15 protein-coding genes, 4 tRNA genes and 1 riboswitch are annotated in these 16437 nt (G+C 41.5%); of the genes, 13 read left to right on the top strand and 6 right to left on the bottom strand.

Going from position 1 to position 16437, the window contains the following annotated elements:
- Positions 1–243: 243 nt before the first annotated feature.
- The 3 genes from FTU83_RS09015 to rluD are packed head-to-tail and all read right to left on the bottom strand — an operon-like array spanning position 244 to position 2673.
- A complete protein-coding gene (locus FTU83_RS09015; RefSeq protein WP_180048747.1) occupies positions 244–795 on the bottom strand; it encodes a flavodoxin family protein in 552 nt (183 codons plus the stop codon).
- Positions 796–835: 40 nt separating this feature from the next.
- The gene (gene pgeF / locus FTU83_RS09010; RefSeq protein WP_180106163.1) at positions 836–1576 is read right to left on the bottom strand and encodes a peptidoglycan editing factor PgeF; all 741 of its coding nucleotides are present in this window, start codon (positions 1574–1576) and stop codon (positions 836–838) included.
- A 44-nt stretch (positions 1577–1620) separates the two neighbouring features.
- The gene (rluD, locus tag FTU83_RS09005; protein ID WP_078191355.1) at positions 1621–2673 is read right to left on the bottom strand and encodes a 23S rRNA pseudouridine(1911/1915/1917) synthase RluD; all 1053 of its coding nucleotides are present in this window, start codon (positions 2671–2673) and stop codon (positions 1621–1623) included.
- Positions 2674–2744: 71 nt separating this feature from the next.
- On the opposite strand from rluD, the gene FTU83_RS09000 reads away from it, so the two are divergent.
- A complete protein-coding gene (locus FTU83_RS09000; protein WP_180106161.1) occupies positions 2745–3737 on the top strand; it encodes an outer membrane protein assembly factor BamD in 993 nt (330 codons plus the stop codon).
- Positions 3738–3949: 212 nt separating this feature from the next.
- The gene (locus FTU83_RS08995) at positions 3950–5878 is read left to right on the top strand and encodes a DNA primase (RefSeq protein WP_180106159.1); all 1929 of its coding nucleotides are present in this window, start codon (positions 3950–3952) and stop codon (positions 5876–5878) included.
- A 55-nt stretch (positions 5879–5933) separates the two neighbouring features.
- Here FTU83_RS08995 and hemA read toward each other — a convergent pair whose 3' ends face one another.
- Positions 5934–7217, bottom strand: a complete 1284-nt coding sequence (gene hemA, locus FTU83_RS08990) for a glutamyl-tRNA reductase (RefSeq protein WP_180106157.1) — start codon at positions 7215–7217, stop codon at positions 5934–5936.
- A 78-nt stretch (positions 7218–7295) separates the two neighbouring features.
- Between hemA and FTU83_RS08985 the strand changes: the two genes are divergently transcribed.
- The 11 genes from FTU83_RS08985 to panD all read left to right on the top strand — a co-directional run bounded on the left by FTU83_RS08985 (position 7296) and on the right by panD (position 13437).
- Complete coding sequence (locus FTU83_RS08985; RefSeq protein ID WP_180106155.1) at positions 7296–9008, top strand: hypothetical protein; 1713 nt, start codon at positions 7296–7298, stop codon at positions 9006–9008.
- A 9-nt stretch (positions 9009–9017) separates the two neighbouring features.
- A complete protein-coding gene (gene lolB / locus FTU83_RS08980) occupies positions 9018–9596 on the top strand; it encodes a lipoprotein insertase outer membrane protein LolB (RefSeq protein WP_180106153.1) in 579 nt (192 codons plus the stop codon).
- 28 nt (positions 9597–9624) lie between these two features.
- Positions 9625–10464, top strand: a complete 840-nt coding sequence (ispE, locus tag FTU83_RS08975) for a 4-(cytidine 5'-diphospho)-2-C-methyl-D-erythritol kinase (protein ID WP_180106171.1) — start codon at positions 9625–9627, stop codon at positions 10462–10464.
- 3 nt (positions 10465–10467) lie between these two features.
- Positions 10468–10542 (top strand) — tRNA-Gln (locus FTU83_RS08970).
- A gap of 38 nt (positions 10543–10580) precedes the next feature.
- A tRNA-Gln gene (locus FTU83_RS08965) sits at positions 10581–10655 on the top strand.
- Positions 10656–10683: 28 nt separating this feature from the next.
- Positions 10684–10758, top strand: a tRNA-Gln gene (locus FTU83_RS08960).
- A 91-nt stretch (positions 10759–10849) separates the two neighbouring features.
- Positions 10850–10924, top strand: a tRNA-Gln gene (locus tag FTU83_RS08955).
- Positions 10925–10961: 37 nt separating this feature from the next.
- Positions 10962–11915 carry a ribose-phosphate pyrophosphokinase gene (locus FTU83_RS08950; protein ID WP_078191360.1) on the top strand — a complete coding sequence of 318 codons (954 nt, stop codon included), beginning with the start codon at positions 10962–10964 and terminating at the stop codon, positions 11913–11915.
- A gap of 98 nt (positions 11916–12013) precedes the next feature.
- The gene (gene rplY / locus FTU83_RS08945; RefSeq protein ID WP_168378105.1) at positions 12014–12310 is read left to right on the top strand and encodes a 50S ribosomal protein L25; all 297 of its coding nucleotides are present in this window, start codon (positions 12014–12016) and stop codon (positions 12308–12310) included.
- Between the two features lie 20 nt (positions 12311–12330).
- Positions 12331–12906: an aminoacyl-tRNA hydrolase gene (gene pth, locus FTU83_RS08940; RefSeq protein WP_168378106.1), complete on the top strand. Its 576-nt coding sequence runs from the start codon at positions 12331–12333 to the stop codon at positions 12904–12906.
- 150 nt (positions 12907–13056) lie between these two features.
- The gene (gene panD / locus FTU83_RS08935; RefSeq protein ID WP_078191363.1) at positions 13057–13437 is read left to right on the top strand and encodes an aspartate 1-decarboxylase; all 381 of its coding nucleotides are present in this window, start codon (positions 13057–13059) and stop codon (positions 13435–13437) included.
- 132 nt (positions 13438–13569) lie between these two features.
- On the opposite strand, the gene FTU83_RS08930 is transcribed toward panD, so the two are convergent.
- A complete protein-coding gene (locus FTU83_RS08930) occupies positions 13570–14181 on the bottom strand; it encodes a GDYXXLXY domain-containing protein (protein WP_180106145.1) in 612 nt (203 codons plus the stop codon).
- On the bottom strand, positions 14181–16022 hold the full coding sequence (locus FTU83_RS08925) for a DUF2157 domain-containing protein (RefSeq protein ID WP_180106144.1): 1842 nt from the start codon (positions 16020–16022) through the stop codon (positions 14181–14183). Before FTU83_RS08925 ends, FTU83_RS08930 begins: the two co-directional genes overlap by 1 nt.
- A 170-nt stretch (positions 16023–16192) precedes the next feature.
- Positions 16193–16346: riboswitch (FMN riboswitch) on the top strand.
- The last annotated feature ends 91 nt before the right edge of the window (positions 16347–16437 follow it).

The following is a 16437-nucleotide window of genomic DNA, read 5'->3' as shown; positions in this document are numbered from 1 at the left end:
GTCCAGATTTAAATCCAATAGAAAATATGTGGTCACGAGTCAAGGCGATTCGAACTAAGTTTAGAGTTAAAGATATTGATAAATTATTTAAAGATTACTGTAATGATTTATTTGGTATTTAGCTATATATTATACAAAATGCCAATTTCCACGAATTTTAGGCCAATAAAAACCCCAGTAACATTTCCATCACTAGGGTTTTCAAAGATTTATAAATGATAGTTCAAACGATTTATTTACAAATTAATTAACTTTATTTAACAACAGCCCCAGATATTCACCAAACCAAATGGCAGTTTCTAAATCACCCGCAGGTGGCGTGACTTCAACAGGCGCATTATCCGATTGTGTCATTAAACCTAAAAAGCTCGACATCCGATTTAAATCTGTTGTGCTTCGTCCAGTTGGCATCAATGGAAGACCGCTCCACAACATGCCGTGCTGCATGGCAAATAAATTGATTTGCTGTAATACCGCCAATTTATCTCCACTTAAGCCGCCACCATTGGTAAAACCTGCGGCTAACTTGCCTTGCCATGTCCGTGCTAACCAACGTTTAGATGATTGCTCCATGAATAATTTCATAGCCGCACTCATACTGCCCATATAGGTTGGGCATCCAAAAACGATGGCATCTGCACTGTCCAATACATCCCAATCCACATGCTCTACATTCATGAGATGGACTTTTACACCGGCTTTTTCTGCACCTTGTACAATGAAATTCGCCACTTTGGCAGTGTGCCCGTAGGGACTGTGGTAAACAACAGCAAGAGATTTAGCAGTCAAAGACATAACATTTAAAAGTCGATAGATTCAGTCAAGTTTAGCATTTTCAAAGCATAAAGACGAATGTTGCCATGCGCCCTGTTTTCGCTTCGCGGCGATAAGAAAAATATTCTTCAGCTTGCAAAAAGGTACATTGGTCGCCACCTGTTACAGCTTTAACCCCATGTAATGCAAGAATATAACGCGCTATCGCATAAAGGTCAGCATAATATTTGCCATCCTTTACACCAGCTTTAAATGCACTTTCAAGTTCTGGATATTTGGAACAAAAGGCAGCTTTGACTTCTGCGCCAATTTCAAAACTCTCTTGGCAAATAGCTGCCCCCAACCAAGCCCATGTTGGCTGAGTGTACATGACTGCAATAGTGTTTTCCACAATACCATTTGCCAAGCCCTTCCAACCTGCATGCAGATTAGCAACTTCAGTCCCGTCAGCATTACCCAAAACCACGGGTAAGCAATCTGCGGTCATCATCATCAGGGCATGGTGTTTAGACTGCGTGACCATACCATCGCCTTCGGGTGCAACAAAGTTGATCTGTTCATCAATGCGATGGCATAGCGTACTGTGCGTTTGGTTCATCCAGCTGATTTTATTCACGCCATATTTAGCAAAGTCTTTGAGCAATTGCATCCGGTGCTTTTGCACACGCGCTGCATCATCTCCCACATGCAATGCCAGATTAAATCCTGCCAGTTCAGGTTGTTCAGCGGGTTGCGTCTGATCATGATGAACTCGAGTTTGTCCCACAAAAACACCCTGTGGAAGTCCCTGAACAAATTGCATGTTGCCGTCCTTTTCTATCTATGGCGTGTAAATCAGTTTAAAACTTAATAAGCTTTGTTTTCGCTACGTAAAACTTCAACCAATTGGTTAAAGTCTTCAGGCCATGGTGCTTCAAACATCATGTCTTCACCTGTACGTGGATGAACGAGACCCAATTTAACTGCATGTAACGCTTGACGTTTAAAGCCACGTAAAGTGTCATCTAATAACATCGACGCGCCTGCAGGCATACGTACACGTGGTACATACACTTGATCGCCAACGAGACCATGACCGATATAAGTAAAATGCACACGAATTTGATGGGTACGACCCGTTTCTAGACGTGCTTGAACGCGGGTAAAGTTTTGGAAACGTTCTTTCACATTATAGTGAGTCACCGCATCTTTACCGCCCGGCAAGACTGCCATTTTAATGCGATCAACAGGATGACGTTTAATCGGCTCATCCACTGTACCGCCGGCAATAATGTTGCCATATACGATCAAATCGTAAATACGGTAAACCGATTTCTTCGCCAATTGCTTACTTAAAGAAAATTGGGATTCGAGGTTTTTCGCAACTACCAACAGACCTGAGGTGTCTTTATCAATACGATGCACCAAACCTGCACGGGTCAACTCTGAAGATTTTGGGTAGTGATGCAAAATTGCATTCACCAATGTCCCTGTACTGTTTCCAGCGCCCGGATGAACAACCATACCGACAGGTTTATTAATCACCATAATATCGTCATCTTCATAGACAATATTGAGTGGAATATCTTCAGGTAAGCTACGTGTTTGTGCTTCTAACTCGACGTCTAAAGTCAGTAACTCTGTGCCTTCGCATTTGTACTTTGGTTTCACAGTGTTACCATTGACCAACAAATGGCCCTCTTTGAGCCACTGTTTTAGCTTTTCGCGAGAAAAATCAGTCCAAACCAGTGCTGAAACCTGATCAATACGTTGTCCTAAATAGCTTTCATCCAATTGAAATTGCAACGATAAACGTGTTGCAGTTGAGTCTGAAGTATGGTTATCTGCATCCTCAGAATCTTCAAGTAAATTGAAATCAGTTTCAGGGAAATTAGAATTGGAAGATTGTGCTTGACTCATTTGCTCATTCAGACAAAAGTGGTTTAATAGTTCAATTGTAGCTCATTGCCCGTATTAACAGAGGAATTTTTATGTCGCTACCAAAATATAAAATGACAATGCTTGCTCTAACAATAGGCATTGCATCGGCAATGGTAGGCTGTAGCAGTAATCCAAAGAAAGAAGTGGTCGACACAGGTCCACAATCAAGCGAACAGATTTATATCGAAAAAGCACAAAAAGCGCTTGAACGTAACCAATATACAGATGCAGCAAAACACCTTGAAGCTCTAGAGACCTACTACCCTACAGGTAACTATGCGCAGCAAGCACAACTTGAACTATTGTATGTAAAGTTTCAGCAAAAAGACTATGAAGGTGCGATTGCACTTGCAGACCGTTTTATTCGTATGAACCCACAACATCCGCAAGTTGATTATGCGTACTACGTGCGTGGTGTTTCAAACATGGAGCAAAACTACAATGGTTTGCTTCGCTATACTTCTTTAAAGCAATCGCATCGTGATGTGAGCTATCTCAAAGTGGCTTATCAAAACTTTGTCGACTTTATTCGTCGCTATCCATCGAGTGAATATGCAGTCGATGCCGCACAACGTATGAAGTTCATCAGTCAAGAATTGGCTGAAAGCGAAATGAATGCGGCACGTTTTAATGTGAAGCGTAAAGCATGGTTAGCTGCTGTTGAACGTTCACTTTGGGTGATCGAACATTATCCGCAAGCGCCACAAGTTCCAGAAGCTCTAGCGACTGTAGCCTATGGTTATGACAAACTTGGTGATAAAACCACGTCTCAGCAATACATTGAAGTACTTAAACTGAACTATCCAAAACTTGTGAAGTCAGACGGTACAGTCAATATGCGTGCTGCACGTAGTGAAGGCAGCTTCCTTAACCGTGCAACCTTAGGTATTTTCGGTAAAGAAGCACAGACGATGTCTGAGCAAACCTCTACAGACGTAGTTGAAACCGATGAAGAAAAACGCAGTTTAACCAATCGTTTAAGCTTTGGCTTATTGGATCGTCCTCATAGCGAAAAAACTGAGTCGTCAGAATCAGCTGAATAATATAGTCGCAACGAAGGTCGATTTTTCACAAAGGGCAAGTTAGAATACTTGCCCTTTTATCTTTTCAGGATCTACAGATTCGGTTAGATTAAAAGGTATACAATAGTTCGATGGACGATGCTGTACTGCATCTCCACCTGAACTTACAGCATTGCTGATTTCAACATATTTCACGAACTGCCCAAATTCAATAGATAGACAGATAAAACAGCATGGCCATTCCTCAACATACAATTGATCAAATTTTAGATCGCACCGATATTGTCGATGTGATTGGTCAATTTGTGAAATTGAAAAAGACTGGACGCACCTACTCAGGATGCTGCCCATTCCATCAGGAAAAATCGCCATCTTTCCATGTCTATCGTGATAAACAATATTTTCACTGCTTTGGTTGTCAGGCCAATGGTAATGCCATTCGTTTTTTAATGGATATTGGTAGCCGTAACTTCATCGAAGTAATGAAGGATTTATCTAGCCAAACGGGTATTGAACTACCGAAAGACAATAACGATTCCAATAAACTCAAATATAAACGCGAATCTAAACCCAAACCTGTACAAAAACCTCCAATCGAAGCAAAAGCTCTGCCACCCAAAACAGGCGAAACCGACACAAATCCTGCTGCAGTAAATTTCGAACACGACCCATTTGCTGAGTTTCAAAATAACGAAGATGCCTTTTATGGGAACGATCCGTTTGCTCACTTTGACCAAGTTGCCAATGGTTTTGAAGATGTGCCGCAAGACGGAAACTTATATGACTTGCTGGAAAATGTCGCACAGTTTTATGAGCAACAACTTCCGCTCAGTCCAATTGGGCAAGCTTATTTTAAACAACGGGGTCTCAGTGCAGACACCATCGCCTATTGGCGTTTAGGCTATGCCCCTGAAGATTGGCAACATCTGGAAAAAGCCTTTCCACAAGATATCGAAGGACTCAAACTTCTCGGTTTGATTCGCACCAGTGATAGTGGTCGTGACTTTGACTTACTGCGTGAGCGAGTGATTTTCCCGATTCGAGATGCGAAAGGTCGCGTGGTCGGTTTTGGTGGTCGTGCCCTAAATGATGAAATCAAACCGAAGTACATCAACTCCCCTGACTCTGAAGTTTTCCATAAAAACCAGTTACTTTATGGTTTATATGAAGGCCGTAAACAAAAAGCCCAAGATTGGTTAATGGTCGAAGGTTATATGGATGTCATTGCCCTACAGCAATATGGCATTCATGGCGCTGTAGCGACTTTAGGGACTGCCAGTAATACTGAACATTTAAACATTTTATTTAAGCAAAATAGCCGTATTACTATTGCATTTGATGGTGATGCCGCAGGTCAAAAAGCAGCTCGTCGTACGCTCGAAATTGCACTGCCATTACTGAATGATGGACGTGAACTTAAATTCTTTGTTTTGCCAAATGACCACGACCCAGATTCACTGATCCGCCGTGAAGGTATTGAAAATTTTCGACGTTTACTGCACACCTCACCGCTACTTTCTGAGTTTGTTTTTGCACATTTAACGCAAAATCATAATGTTGCTTCGCCTGAAGGTAAAAGTCAGGTGATGGGCGAACTGAGACAACTGACTGAACTGTTGCCGAAAGGTGGTTCATATCGTTATTTGCTACAGCAATATTTCCGTGAAAAATTAGGGTTTAGCCGAAAGTGGCAGCCTCAAGTCAATAATGATGCATCATTGAGCTTTAGTACAAAAATTGATGCCGAAGAATATGTGATTGCGATTTTGATCAATCATCCTTATCTCTACATTCATTTTGAGCCTTTACGCGCCTTAGTTTCACAAGATCTCTTGCTTTATCACGTTTTAAATATTTTCAATGTGATTTTTGATGAATTGCCTGATGACCCAGAGTTATCGACCTATTATGTACTCGGTGCATGTGCAGCGCATCATCATGAATTACAACATATTTTAGAGCATGCCAATATCAGTGACTATACGTCATCACCTGAACAGGCAGATAAACTTGCAGCAGATTTATCGACAAAATTGCAATATCAATTCTTACAACTCAAGATCAAGTCGAATAAGTTTTCTAGCCTTGCTGAAATGCGTAATTTAAAACAACGTATTTATGATATTGATAAAAAAAGATCGCTCACCCTCCTTGAAGATTAAGTTTTAACTTCAAGTTCAAGCTGTGAACGACATGCTATTCAATGAATCAGCTTATTTATTTTTTTGGTTTACGGCGATTTTCAGCCACATTAACTAAATTTTGTTCTAACATTTCAAAATAAGCAGGGTCTTCCGCCATTGCTGCATTTCGCAGCACGATAGAAGTTGGATGCAGCAACTTTTGGGTTAAACGATGTGACATTTCTTGCATAATCTTCGCAGCATCTTCGCCCTTTTGTAGACGATTCAGCGCCAAAGCCAGTTCTTCTTGACGCAATGACTCACCATGTTCACGGTATGCATGAATCGTCGAGCCAGCCAAATTCACTTTTTGCTGCGTGATTAAATCTGTCGCAAGCTGATTGACCATGACTTCGGCTTCAACTGCCGCCTGACGACGCTGAGCCAAATTTTCTTCAATGACAGTTTGCAGGTCATCGACACCATATAAATAAACGCCATCTAGACTTTCAACTTTGGCTTCAATATCTCGTGGTACAGCCAAATCAACCAATAGCATTTGTTTATAACGACGTTTTTTCAGTGCTGCTTTGACATCCGCAAAATAAATCACTTGATGCAAGCTTCCGGTACAACTTGAAATTACATCTGCACGATGTAAATTGTCTGCCAAATCTGCAAAATCAATAATTTCAACTTCTACACGATGAGCAATCTCTTGCGATAAAGCTTCGGCACGGGCACGTGTACGGTTACAGATAATAATTCTGCCCACACCCATTTCGGCCAAATGCTTTGCAACCAAGCTATTCATTTCACCAGCAGCAACAATCATCACCGTCAATTTTTCAGGCTGACTAAAGACCTGTAAAGCGAGCTGAGCAACAGCATAGCCCATCGACACCGCATGACTTCCAACGGCTGTTTCAGAACGCACACGTTTTGCCGCATAAAAGGCATATTCAAAAATACGGTTTAAATTTGGGGAAACGGTTTCGGCATCTTTGGCTAAGGACAAAGCCGTTTTGACTTGACCTAAAATTTGAGGCTCACCAAGCATGAGCGAATCCAAGCCGCTAGCCACACGCATGAGGTGTGTCACCGCTTGTGCATTTTCATAACGATACACATGATTTGACAATTGCTTTACATCGATACCATTTGATTGGGCGAGCCAATTCAATACCACGTCTGCATTTTCAGACATCGCATAGACTTCGGTACGATTACATGTAGACACCACCACCATGTCATTGAGTTCAGGCGTATGGCTTTGCTGTTCAAGCAGTGCAGTTAACTTTTCAGGGTTAAATGCAATCTGTTCACGCAGCTCTACAGAAGCGGTTTGATGGTTGACACCCAATGCAAAGAAAGACATATCAGATCATCATTTCGCTAAATTTATGCTATTGTGCAACATCGATGTCATAAAAAGCATTACTTGGATCAAGAAAAATTGCGTCTAACAAATAGCCGACTGAACGGCCAGACAATAAAGCAGTATTCTACCACATTCTTACTTGTCGGTAGCATGGCTTCTACTGCCCCAATTCGGGCCGTGGGAGAAGTTTACCATGCAAATTCAGGATATGATGCAATTAAACAAAGTATGATTGCGGAATTTGCCTTAGCTTATAACGACATTCCAACCGCGCTTCATAACTACACCGTGCTTGCAATCAAAAGTAAATCCACCATGGTCAAACAACGTGCTTTAAACGTTGCTATTGAACAAAATGATCTACAAGCAGCCTTAGACATTGCCACACATTGGGTCGTCCAAGAACCTGAAGATGTCCCGGCATTATTTTATTTATCACATATTGCCCTGAAAGCCCATGAATATGAGCTTGCCGCCGAAACACTTGATAAAATTTTAACCATTGACCCAAATGCAGATTTAGAACAAATATTGGCGGGTATTTCCCCTGAATCAGAGGAAGATCGTGCTTATCTGATTCAAGCACTGACCGCCAGCAAGGAAAAAACCAACCCTTCTATTTTGGTCTTAGTCGCAGGTTTACAAGCTCAGAATGGCGCCTTTGCCGATGCCTTAGACACGATTAATTTAGCACTAAAAAAACGACCTAAAGTGACTGGCTATATTTTAATGAAAGCCAATTTACTTATGTCTTTAGGTGATGAAGAAGAAACCTTAAAATGGTTCGAAAAATCAAGCCGTAAACACCGCAACAATATGGAAGTTCGCTTAGCAGAATCAAAATATTTAATTAAAATCAATCAGTCAGAATTAGGTCTAGAAAAACTCGAAGATATACTAAAGAAATGGCCATCTGCTGAAGAACCGCTATTTATGGCAGGTTTGACCAGTATTGACTTAGAGCTTTATGAAAAAGCCGAAAAGTATTTGGTGGAGTTACGTTATTCGAGCAAATACCAAAATGAAGCGTATTACTATCTCGCAGTAAATGCTGAACGCAAACAGCATTATGAAACGGCAAAAGCCTATTATCGCCTTGTAGATGGCAGCCTTTATACGGTTTCACGGCGCAATATGATCAGCATTTTTAGCCGGCAAAATAAGCTGCATGATGCGCTGCGTTTTTTAACCCAAGAGCGGGTTAATTATCCTCAACATGCCAGTTTTTTATATCTTGCTCAGGCAGATATTTTAAAACGCATGAACAATAAAAAAGCAGCAGTTCGTTTGCTTGATGAAGCGGTAAAAAACTTACCCGAAGATCCTGAGCTCATTTATGCCGAAGTTCTACTGCTCGACGCCCATCAAGATAAAGATAGACTCGACCAATTACTAAAACAATTACTTGAAATTGAACCCAATAGCCCGACCTATTTAAATGCATATGCCTATACCTTGGCGGTACAAAATAGACGCTTAGATGAAGCCCGAAAATACGTCGAACATGCCTTAGAATATGCTCCTGAGCAAGCTTCAATCTTAGATACGTTCGGTTATATTTGTTATTTGCAAAATGATTTTAGTACATCTGCATCTGTTTTGGCCAAAGCGTATGAACTGAGTAATAGTTTAAAAATTGGCATTCGCTACGCACGATCAGTCTTCATGCAAGGTGATATGAATAAATTTGACGCGTTGTTACAACAACTCCAACAAAAACATCCGAATGATCCGCAATTAGAGCAACTACATTCGTTATTGTTACCCCAACCCATGAAAAAGAGTTAGAAAGAGTTTATGCAAGTATCTTCAAAATTTGGGGTATCTGCCCTGACCTGCTGCGCTTTATTTTTTACCGGTTGTCAGCAATACGTTAAAACACCCGCTCAACCGAGCCCTGAAGAAGTCGCTGCAAATCAATTCAACTTACAAGGTAAGATTGGTGTGCGCACGCCACAACAGTCAGGAAGTGCTTTTTTTACTTGGGTTCAAGACCGCAATGAATATGATATCGAACTGAGTGGCATATTAGGTGTTGGAAAAACTCAAATCAGCGGTAAACCCGGTCAAGTTCAACTCAATAGTGCAAAAACCGGTTTGATTGAAGCAGCAACACCAGAAGAATTACTCGAACGTGCTACCGGTTGGCAAGCTCCCATTACCCACCTCGTCGACTGGGTACAGGCGCGCCCTGCAACCACACAAGCAAAAATTCAACGCGATACTGCGCAGCGTCCACAACAGATTATTGAAGATGGTTGGACGGTTGACCTGAGTTATAATGAAACTGCAACGGTACCGAACAAGTTAATTTTAAAACAAGCACTTGAATCCGGTCAGGAAAACCGTATTACAATGGTGATTCAAAATCGTTAATTTGCCTAAAAGCTGAGCTATGACTTCCATGATTCGTGTACCTTCTCCTGCAAAACTCAATTTGTTTTTGCACATTACTGGCCGACGTCCTAATGGATATCATGAATTACAAACGATTTTTCAGCTCATCGATTTATCGGATTGGATGGAATTTCATCCACGTGCAAATTCTGCTGATGAAGATTTTATTCAAATTGAGGGCTTAAACAGCGTCAATCTTGAACAAAATTTAATTTATCGTGCTGCTCAAATACTCAAACCATTTGCCAAAACGCTGACTGCACAAAAAATCCACATTGAAAAAAATATTCCGATGGGTGCAGGGCTCGGTGGTGGTTCATCCAATGCAGCCACCACCCTAATCGTGCTTAATCAACTATGGAAATGCGGTCTAAATACCGAACAACTTGCAGAGCTCGGCTTACAACTTGGGGCAGATGTTCCCGTGTTTGTACATGGTCTAAATGCATGGGCTGAAGGCATCGGTGAACACTTAACATTCATAGATTTAGCTCAAAAACAGTACATTGTGCTGAAACCTGACTGTTTTATCAGCACTCAACTGCTTTTTTCACAAAAAACGTTGACAAGAGACTCAAAGCCCACTAAATTTTGCGGCTATCAGGAAACGCCATCTGATTTTGGAAATAACTTTGAGCCTGTGGCACGAAGCTTATATCCCGAAGTCGATGAAGCAATGCGGTACTTAGATCAGTTCGGTACAGCAAAGCTTACAGGTACAGGTGCTTGTGTATTTACTGAAGTGACTGAAAATATGAATATTGATGACATATTGAAAAATGCACCATGTAAATCTTACTTGGTTCGCAGTTTGCAAGAATCACCATTACGTCATTTTGAAGTTTGATATAGGGGCGTCGCCAAGTGGTAAGGCACCGGGTTTTGATCTCGGCATCCGTTGGTTCGAATCCAGCCGCCCCTGCCATCATTTTTCACCTGTAGATGTAATTGCTGTAAAGTATTAGGGGCGTCGCCAAGTGGTAAGGCACCGGGTTTTGATCTCGGCATCCGTTGGTTCGAATCCAGCCGCCCCTGCCATTTACTTTATTCGCTATTTCATCAATTTAGGGGCGTCGCCAAGTGGTAAGGCACCGGGTTTTGATCTCGGCATCCGTTGGTTCGAATCCAGCCGCCCCTGCCATTTACTTCAAAAAAGACAGAGCATAATTTGCAGTATCTTTGTTGTTTCAACTTGACAAAATACTGTAAAAATATTAAAGTTCTGCCGCATTAGGGGCGTCGCCAAGTGGTAAGGCACCGGGTTTTGATCTCGGCATCCGTTGGTTCGAATCCAGCCGCCCCTGCCATCTAATTCTCCAATTTGCCAACCGCCAAGGGTGCTTCATGCCCAATCTTGTCGTTTTTAGTGGATCTGCACATCCACAATTCGCCCAAAAAGTCGTTAGCCACCTTCACATCCCTCTAGGTGCTGCATCTGTAGGTCAATTTTCTGACGGTGAAATCGCTGTCGAAATTACTGAAAATGTTCGTGGTAAAGACGTATTCATCGTACAACCAACTTGTGCCCCAACTAACGATAACCTTATGGAAATCTTAGTTATGGCTGATGCTTTGCGTCGTGCAAGTGCTGGTCGTATCACTGCTGTCATTCCTTACTTTGGTTATGCTCGTCAAGATCGTCGTCCACGTTCAAGCCGTGTGCCAATTACAGCAAAAGTTGTTGCAGATATGCTCACAACTGTTGGTATTGACCGCGTTGTCATGATCGACCTTCATGCTGACCAAATCCAAGGTTTCTTCGATATTCCTGTAGACAACATCTACGGTACTCCTGCGCTTTTAGCAGATCTTCGTCAACAGTCACACGACAACTTAATGGTTGTTTCTCCTGACGTTGGTGGTGTAGTACGTGCGCGTGCTGTTGCTAAGCAAATGGGTGATATCGATCTTGCGATCATCGACAAACGCCGTCAAAAAGCGAATGAATCTCAAGTAATGCACTTGATCGGTGACGTTAAAGGCCGTGACTGTGTCATCGTTGATGATATGGTGGATACAGCAGGTACATTGTGTAAAGCTGCTGACGCACTAAAAACTTTTGGTGCCCGCAAAGTTGTTGCTTACGCAACTCACCCAGTACTTTCTGGTAAAGCTTTAGAAAACTTGAAAAACTCTGTGATTGACGAATTGGTTGTAACAGACACCATTCCGCTTTCAGAAGAAGCTCAAGCTCTTGGTAAGATTCGCCAAGTTTCAGTTGCAAGTATGGTTGCTGAAACAATTCGTCGTATTAACAACGAAGAATCTATTAGCGCAATGTTCGATTCTTATCTATAATATAGCGCTAAATTTAAAAGCCCTGCCTTTTGGTGGGGCTTTCTATCACTAGACTGGTCGAAGGTCTAGTCAATTAAACTTAAATAGGAATGTCTATCATGGCAAACTTCGTATTAAATGCAGTAGCACGTGAAGAAGCAGTACAAGGGAAAGGTTCGAGCCGCCGCCTTCGTCTTCAAAATAAAGTACCAGCAATCATCTACGGTGGTGCAGCTGAACCTGTAGCAGTTACTTTAGAACTTCGCGAACTTGTTAAAGCTTTAGAAAGCAACGCGTTCTTTGAAGAAGTTGTTGAAATCAACATCGACGGTAAAGCTGAAAGCGTTAAAATCCAAGCTTTACAACGTCACCCAGCTAAAAACACTCCTATGCACGCTGACTTCAAACGCGCATAAGTGTTAAATGGTGTAAATGAGTGAGCAAACTTTCACTGATTGTTGGTTTGGGTAACCCAGGTTCTGAGTATGCCCAAACCCGCCATAATGCAGGCTTCTGGTTTGTAGAACGCCTTGCAGAACAATATGGCATCCAACTTAAAGCTGATCCTAAATATAAAGGCATCAGTGGTCGTGGTAATATCGAAGGTCAAGACGTTCGTCTGCTGTTACCCACAACCTTTATGAACCTCTCAGGTCAAAGTGTTGTTCCCTTCGCCAAATTCTATCAAATTGCTCCTGAAGCAATGCTTATCGCACACGATGAACTCGATATGAACCCGGGTGTCATTCGCCTGAAAACGGGCGGTGGTCATGGTGGTCATAATGGTTTACGCGATATCGTCCCGCATATTGGTCCAAATTTCCATCGTTTACGTATTGGTATTGGTCATCCTGGTTCTAAAGAACGTGTCTCAGGCCATGTTTTAGGTAAAGCACCAAGTAGTGAACAAGGTTTAATGGATGATGCAATTGCACATGCCTTATCACGTACTAAATTGTTGGTAAGTGGTGAGATTCAGCAAGCCATGAACCAGATCAATGCTTACAAATAGAACTGACAATTCCACAAATTGTTGAACAATACTTATTGCCATCTGAATGATTTCAGAGCAAAATGCGCTTGCATTTGACTGCTCACCCAGCATTCAAGAGATTGTTCCACCACAAGATACGATCTTAGGTCTACCAAGGAGACGCTAGCCATGCTATCTCGTTTATTAAAAGCTAAAATCCACCGTTGCGTCGTTACACAAGCAGAATTACATTATGAAGGTTCTTGTGCAATTGACGGTATTCTTCTAGATTTAGCCGGTATCCGTGAATATGAAGAAATTCATATGTGGAACGTGACTAATGGTAAGCGTTTTACCACTTATGCCATTCGTGGTGAAGAAGGTTCTGGCATTATCTCTGTAAATGGCGGTGCTGCTCACCAAGCAGATATTGGCGACTTGTTGATTATCGCAACTTTTGGTGATTTCACAGAAGCTGAAGCAAATGCACATAAGCCACGCTTAGTCTATGCGAACCCAAACAACACGGTGAACCACACAGCGAACTGTATTCCAGTTCAAGTTGCATAAGTTAAAGCATTTAAAGATTCTAAAAAGCCCGCAAAATTTGCGGGCTTTTTTATGGCTGAACTATGCATTATTGACTGCAAAAATTCAGTATTAGACGCATATCACTACATACAACTCAACAGCTCAATTTATCTACCCTGCTCTCGGGCCCTTCCACCATGCTTGGTTTTGTTTACAATCAAAGGGCTGTAAATGCTCTCCGACCAAACCCACCAACAAAGGCTGACCATTTTCTTGTACCTTTAGCTCTGCATATTGCGCATCGCGATAGCACGACTCCAAGCCTTCAGCAAATAAAAAGCTTCTCGCAGCGGGATATAAACCCTCAAATCTATTGTCAGGATTTTTGAGCACCAGTTTTGTAGATGAGCTTGGATACTGCGCTAACAACTCTGGGTTGAAACTGGTTCGAATCACTCTACGCTGTGCATCAAGCTGCACATAACTCACAATACTTTTTTGATCGACAAAATAGTCACGGTGTAAATTTTCAGCATCGTTCACTTTGGATGTCTGCCTATTGGCAGATTGCTCTTCAGAAGGCTGACCACCAAAATAGAGCTGATAATTCAAGGCCATATAATCCCCTTGAATCAAAGAGCGCGGATCGACAGGTTGCAACTTTACATAAATACTCTGACTGTTTGCCAGATGCCATTCATGACGTGCAATCATCAGTACGAATATAAGAATACTGAGTACAGCCAAACCAACAGGAAGTATTTTTTTATTAAGTATGGTCATCACACATCTCCCCCTTGTTTATGCTGTATCGTAGATAACATCTTGGTAATGCCAAGCAGCAAAAGGCCAGAGATCAAAATCGTTAAACTTTTTAATAAAAAACTCAGACCTAAATTGTAATACAGCATCCATAAGCTAAAAATAATCAACATGATGCTAAACGCTTTAACCACTGATTGCTGATAGACCTGCGCCCATGCCAATAAAACCAATAATAAGAAAATTTCAAAATAACCCATCACAATCAGCACAAGACCCAATAGCAGTAACAGCCATTTTTCGCTCCCCGCCTTTTTTTTCTGATTTGCGATGTAAAGGCCAAGCCAAACTACAGGCAACAGATAACCGACAAACAGGTCAAGAACACCATTTTGGGTCTGTTCAAACTGTAGAATGTTATTTGACAACGTCTGCAACACCACACCCGCCAATACGATGCATAACATCCATAACACAATGCTTTTTCGATACATCGAGTGCAACCAAGCTGTTGCACTCCCGAGCAAGAAAATCAGTAGAATATAATTCAATCCAGTCACAGCTAAGATGACATGTTCATCGCTCATAAAAAGATCGGCATCAAATAGTGTGGCCACTGCAAGGCCGTATCCTGCAATGAGTTGAATAAAAACAATAAACCAATGCATTCGACTAAACAAACAGAGCAATATAACGCCAATTTGCAACACTAAAATAAACGAAATGCTATTGGTTAAGCTCTCTGTATGTATGAAGACCGCAGATTGGCCACATACCCATAAGCAGTAAGCAAATTGGCGACTAAAGATACTTTTAGCTCGTCGAATCAACCACCAAGCCACAGCTACAAAAACTAAGCCCATGACGATCGAAAACGCCATCCAATAGGTCAGCAATAAGCTCGATAAAATAATGCCTGCCAACCATGCCCCAATCGCTAAAGGAATAACCGCAAATTTAGTCTGTGGCAGAAATTTCATCAGTGCCCAACTGATCACCGCAAACCAAGCAAATATCAGCAAAGCAAAAACCAGCAATCCTGCAATCGAATCTGATAAAATATGTTCTGCCCATTGGAAAATCAAAATACTGAAACTCGCGGCAAGACCCGCGGCTTGTAAACTGGTTTCTAATGCACGCTGTTGTCGATAAAAATAGATAATCAGATAAATTGGAAGCAACAATGCAAAAATTAAATATTGCCATTGATACTGATCTGCCCCATTTCCGCAGTATAAAAACATGCAATACATCGACATTAATGTAATGAATGCAATAAATACAAAGCGCAGTGCAGCATAATATTTCAAACACAAGGTCACACATATTGCCGTCAATATATTCATACAAAGTAAATACCACCATGAATGATCAACGATTAAATAGCTTTGTTTAAAATATAAAAATAATGCCAATTGACTGATCAAACACAGTAACGCAAAGACTCCAATATTCGGTCGAGATAACCAAGGTAAAAGCAGCAAAGCCCAGACCAAAAATAACAGATAACTGTCTGCACCTGTTTGATAGGCCTGCCCAATCACAGCCAAACTCAATCCAAGCAACAAAGCACTTAAAGCATCTAAGCTTTGCTGAATCCAAGCATGCCTTACAAAATATACACTCGTCACAGCACTCAGTACCAACAGCAACATTGGAATTGCCAATTGAATGAATTTTGGCAACATCAACCAGTTTGCCGCGATCAAATACACGAAACTGGCTGCTATCAGTGCAACACCGATCACTTGCAGATACCGAATGACCTGTACATCTTGGAACAGATCTGTTGAAAACTCTTGATCTAACTGTGAATGATGCAGCTTTATATTCTGCTGCTGAGAATGCTGAGGAGCGGTCATTTTTTATCATTATGCAATCATGGTTGATTTATCGGCACGATAGCATGCTTTGACACACTTTATATAAATGCTTACAAATCCAATCTTATAACTTTACTTATCTAAAATTTTGCAAATGATTCTAAGCAATAATCCCCCATCATCACTCAAACAGGTCTATACTCAAGACACATCGCTTCAGGGCGGGGTGAAATTCCCCACCGGTGGTAAATTTGCTGGGTTGAAAGCCCTGCAAAAAGCCCACGAGCCAATCGTTTAAACGCGATTCGCAGATCAGGTGCAATACCTGAGCCGACGGTATAGTCCGGATGAAAGAAGACGACGTCACATCTCTATATCATTGATCATTTTCAATATATATCGTAACGCCACTATTTCACATGTCCTGAAATGTTCAACCGTATCTAAAATTTAC

It is taken from the genome of Acinetobacter sp. YH12152 (assembly GCF_013418285.1).
GTDB classification, from domain to species: Bacteria; Pseudomonadota; Gammaproteobacteria; order Pseudomonadales; family Moraxellaceae; genus Acinetobacter; species Acinetobacter amyesii.
The sequence above is the reverse complement of the archived record's forward strand: the minus strand, read 5'-3'. Positions and strand labels throughout refer to the sequence as shown.

Coding starts and splice junctions, on each gene's coding strand:
- rplY (WP_168378105.1), top strand. CDS start 12,014: ATGGCAAACTTCGTATTAAATGCAGTAGCACGTGAAGAAGCAGTACAA.
- rluD (WP_078191355.1), bottom strand. CDS start 2,673: ATGAGTCAAGCACAATCTTCCAATTCTAATTTCCCTGAAACTGATTTC.
- lolB (WP_180106153.1), top strand. CDS start 9,018: ATGCAAGTATCTTCAAAATTTGGGGTATCTGCCCTGACCTGCTGCGCT.
- FTU83_RS08925 (WP_180106144.1), bottom strand. CDS start 16,022: ATGACCGCTCCTCAGCATTCTCAGCAGCAGAATATAAAGCTGCATCAT.
- FTU83_RS08995 (WP_180106159.1), top strand. CDS start 3,950: ATGGCCATTCCTCAACATACAATTGATCAAATTTTAGATCGCACCGAT.
- FTU83_RS08930 (WP_180106145.1), bottom strand. CDS start 14,181: ATGACCATACTTAATAAAAAAATACTTCCTGTTGGTTTGGCTGTACTC.
- hemA (WP_180106157.1), bottom strand. CDS start 7,217: ATGTCTTTCTTTGCATTGGGTGTCAACCATCAAACCGCTTCTGTAGAG.
- FTU83_RS09015 (WP_180048747.1), bottom strand. CDS start 795: ATGTCTTTGACTGCTAAATCTCTTGCTGTTGTTTACCACAGTCCCTAC.
- ispE (WP_180106171.1), top strand. CDS start 9,625: ATGATTCGTGTACCTTCTCCTGCAAAACTCAATTTGTTTTTGCACATT.
- FTU83_RS08950 (WP_078191360.1), top strand. CDS start 10,962: ATGCCCAATCTTGTCGTTTTTAGTGGATCTGCACATCCACAATTCGCC.
- FTU83_RS09000 (WP_180106161.1), top strand. CDS start 2,745: ATGTCGCTACCAAAATATAAAATGACAATGCTTGCTCTAACAATAGGC.
- panD (WP_078191363.1), top strand. CDS start 13,057: ATGCTATCTCGTTTATTAAAAGCTAAAATCCACCGTTGCGTCGTTACA.
- pgeF (WP_180106163.1), bottom strand. CDS start 1,576: ATGCAATTTGTTCAGGGACTTCCACAGGGTGTTTTTGTGGGACAAACT.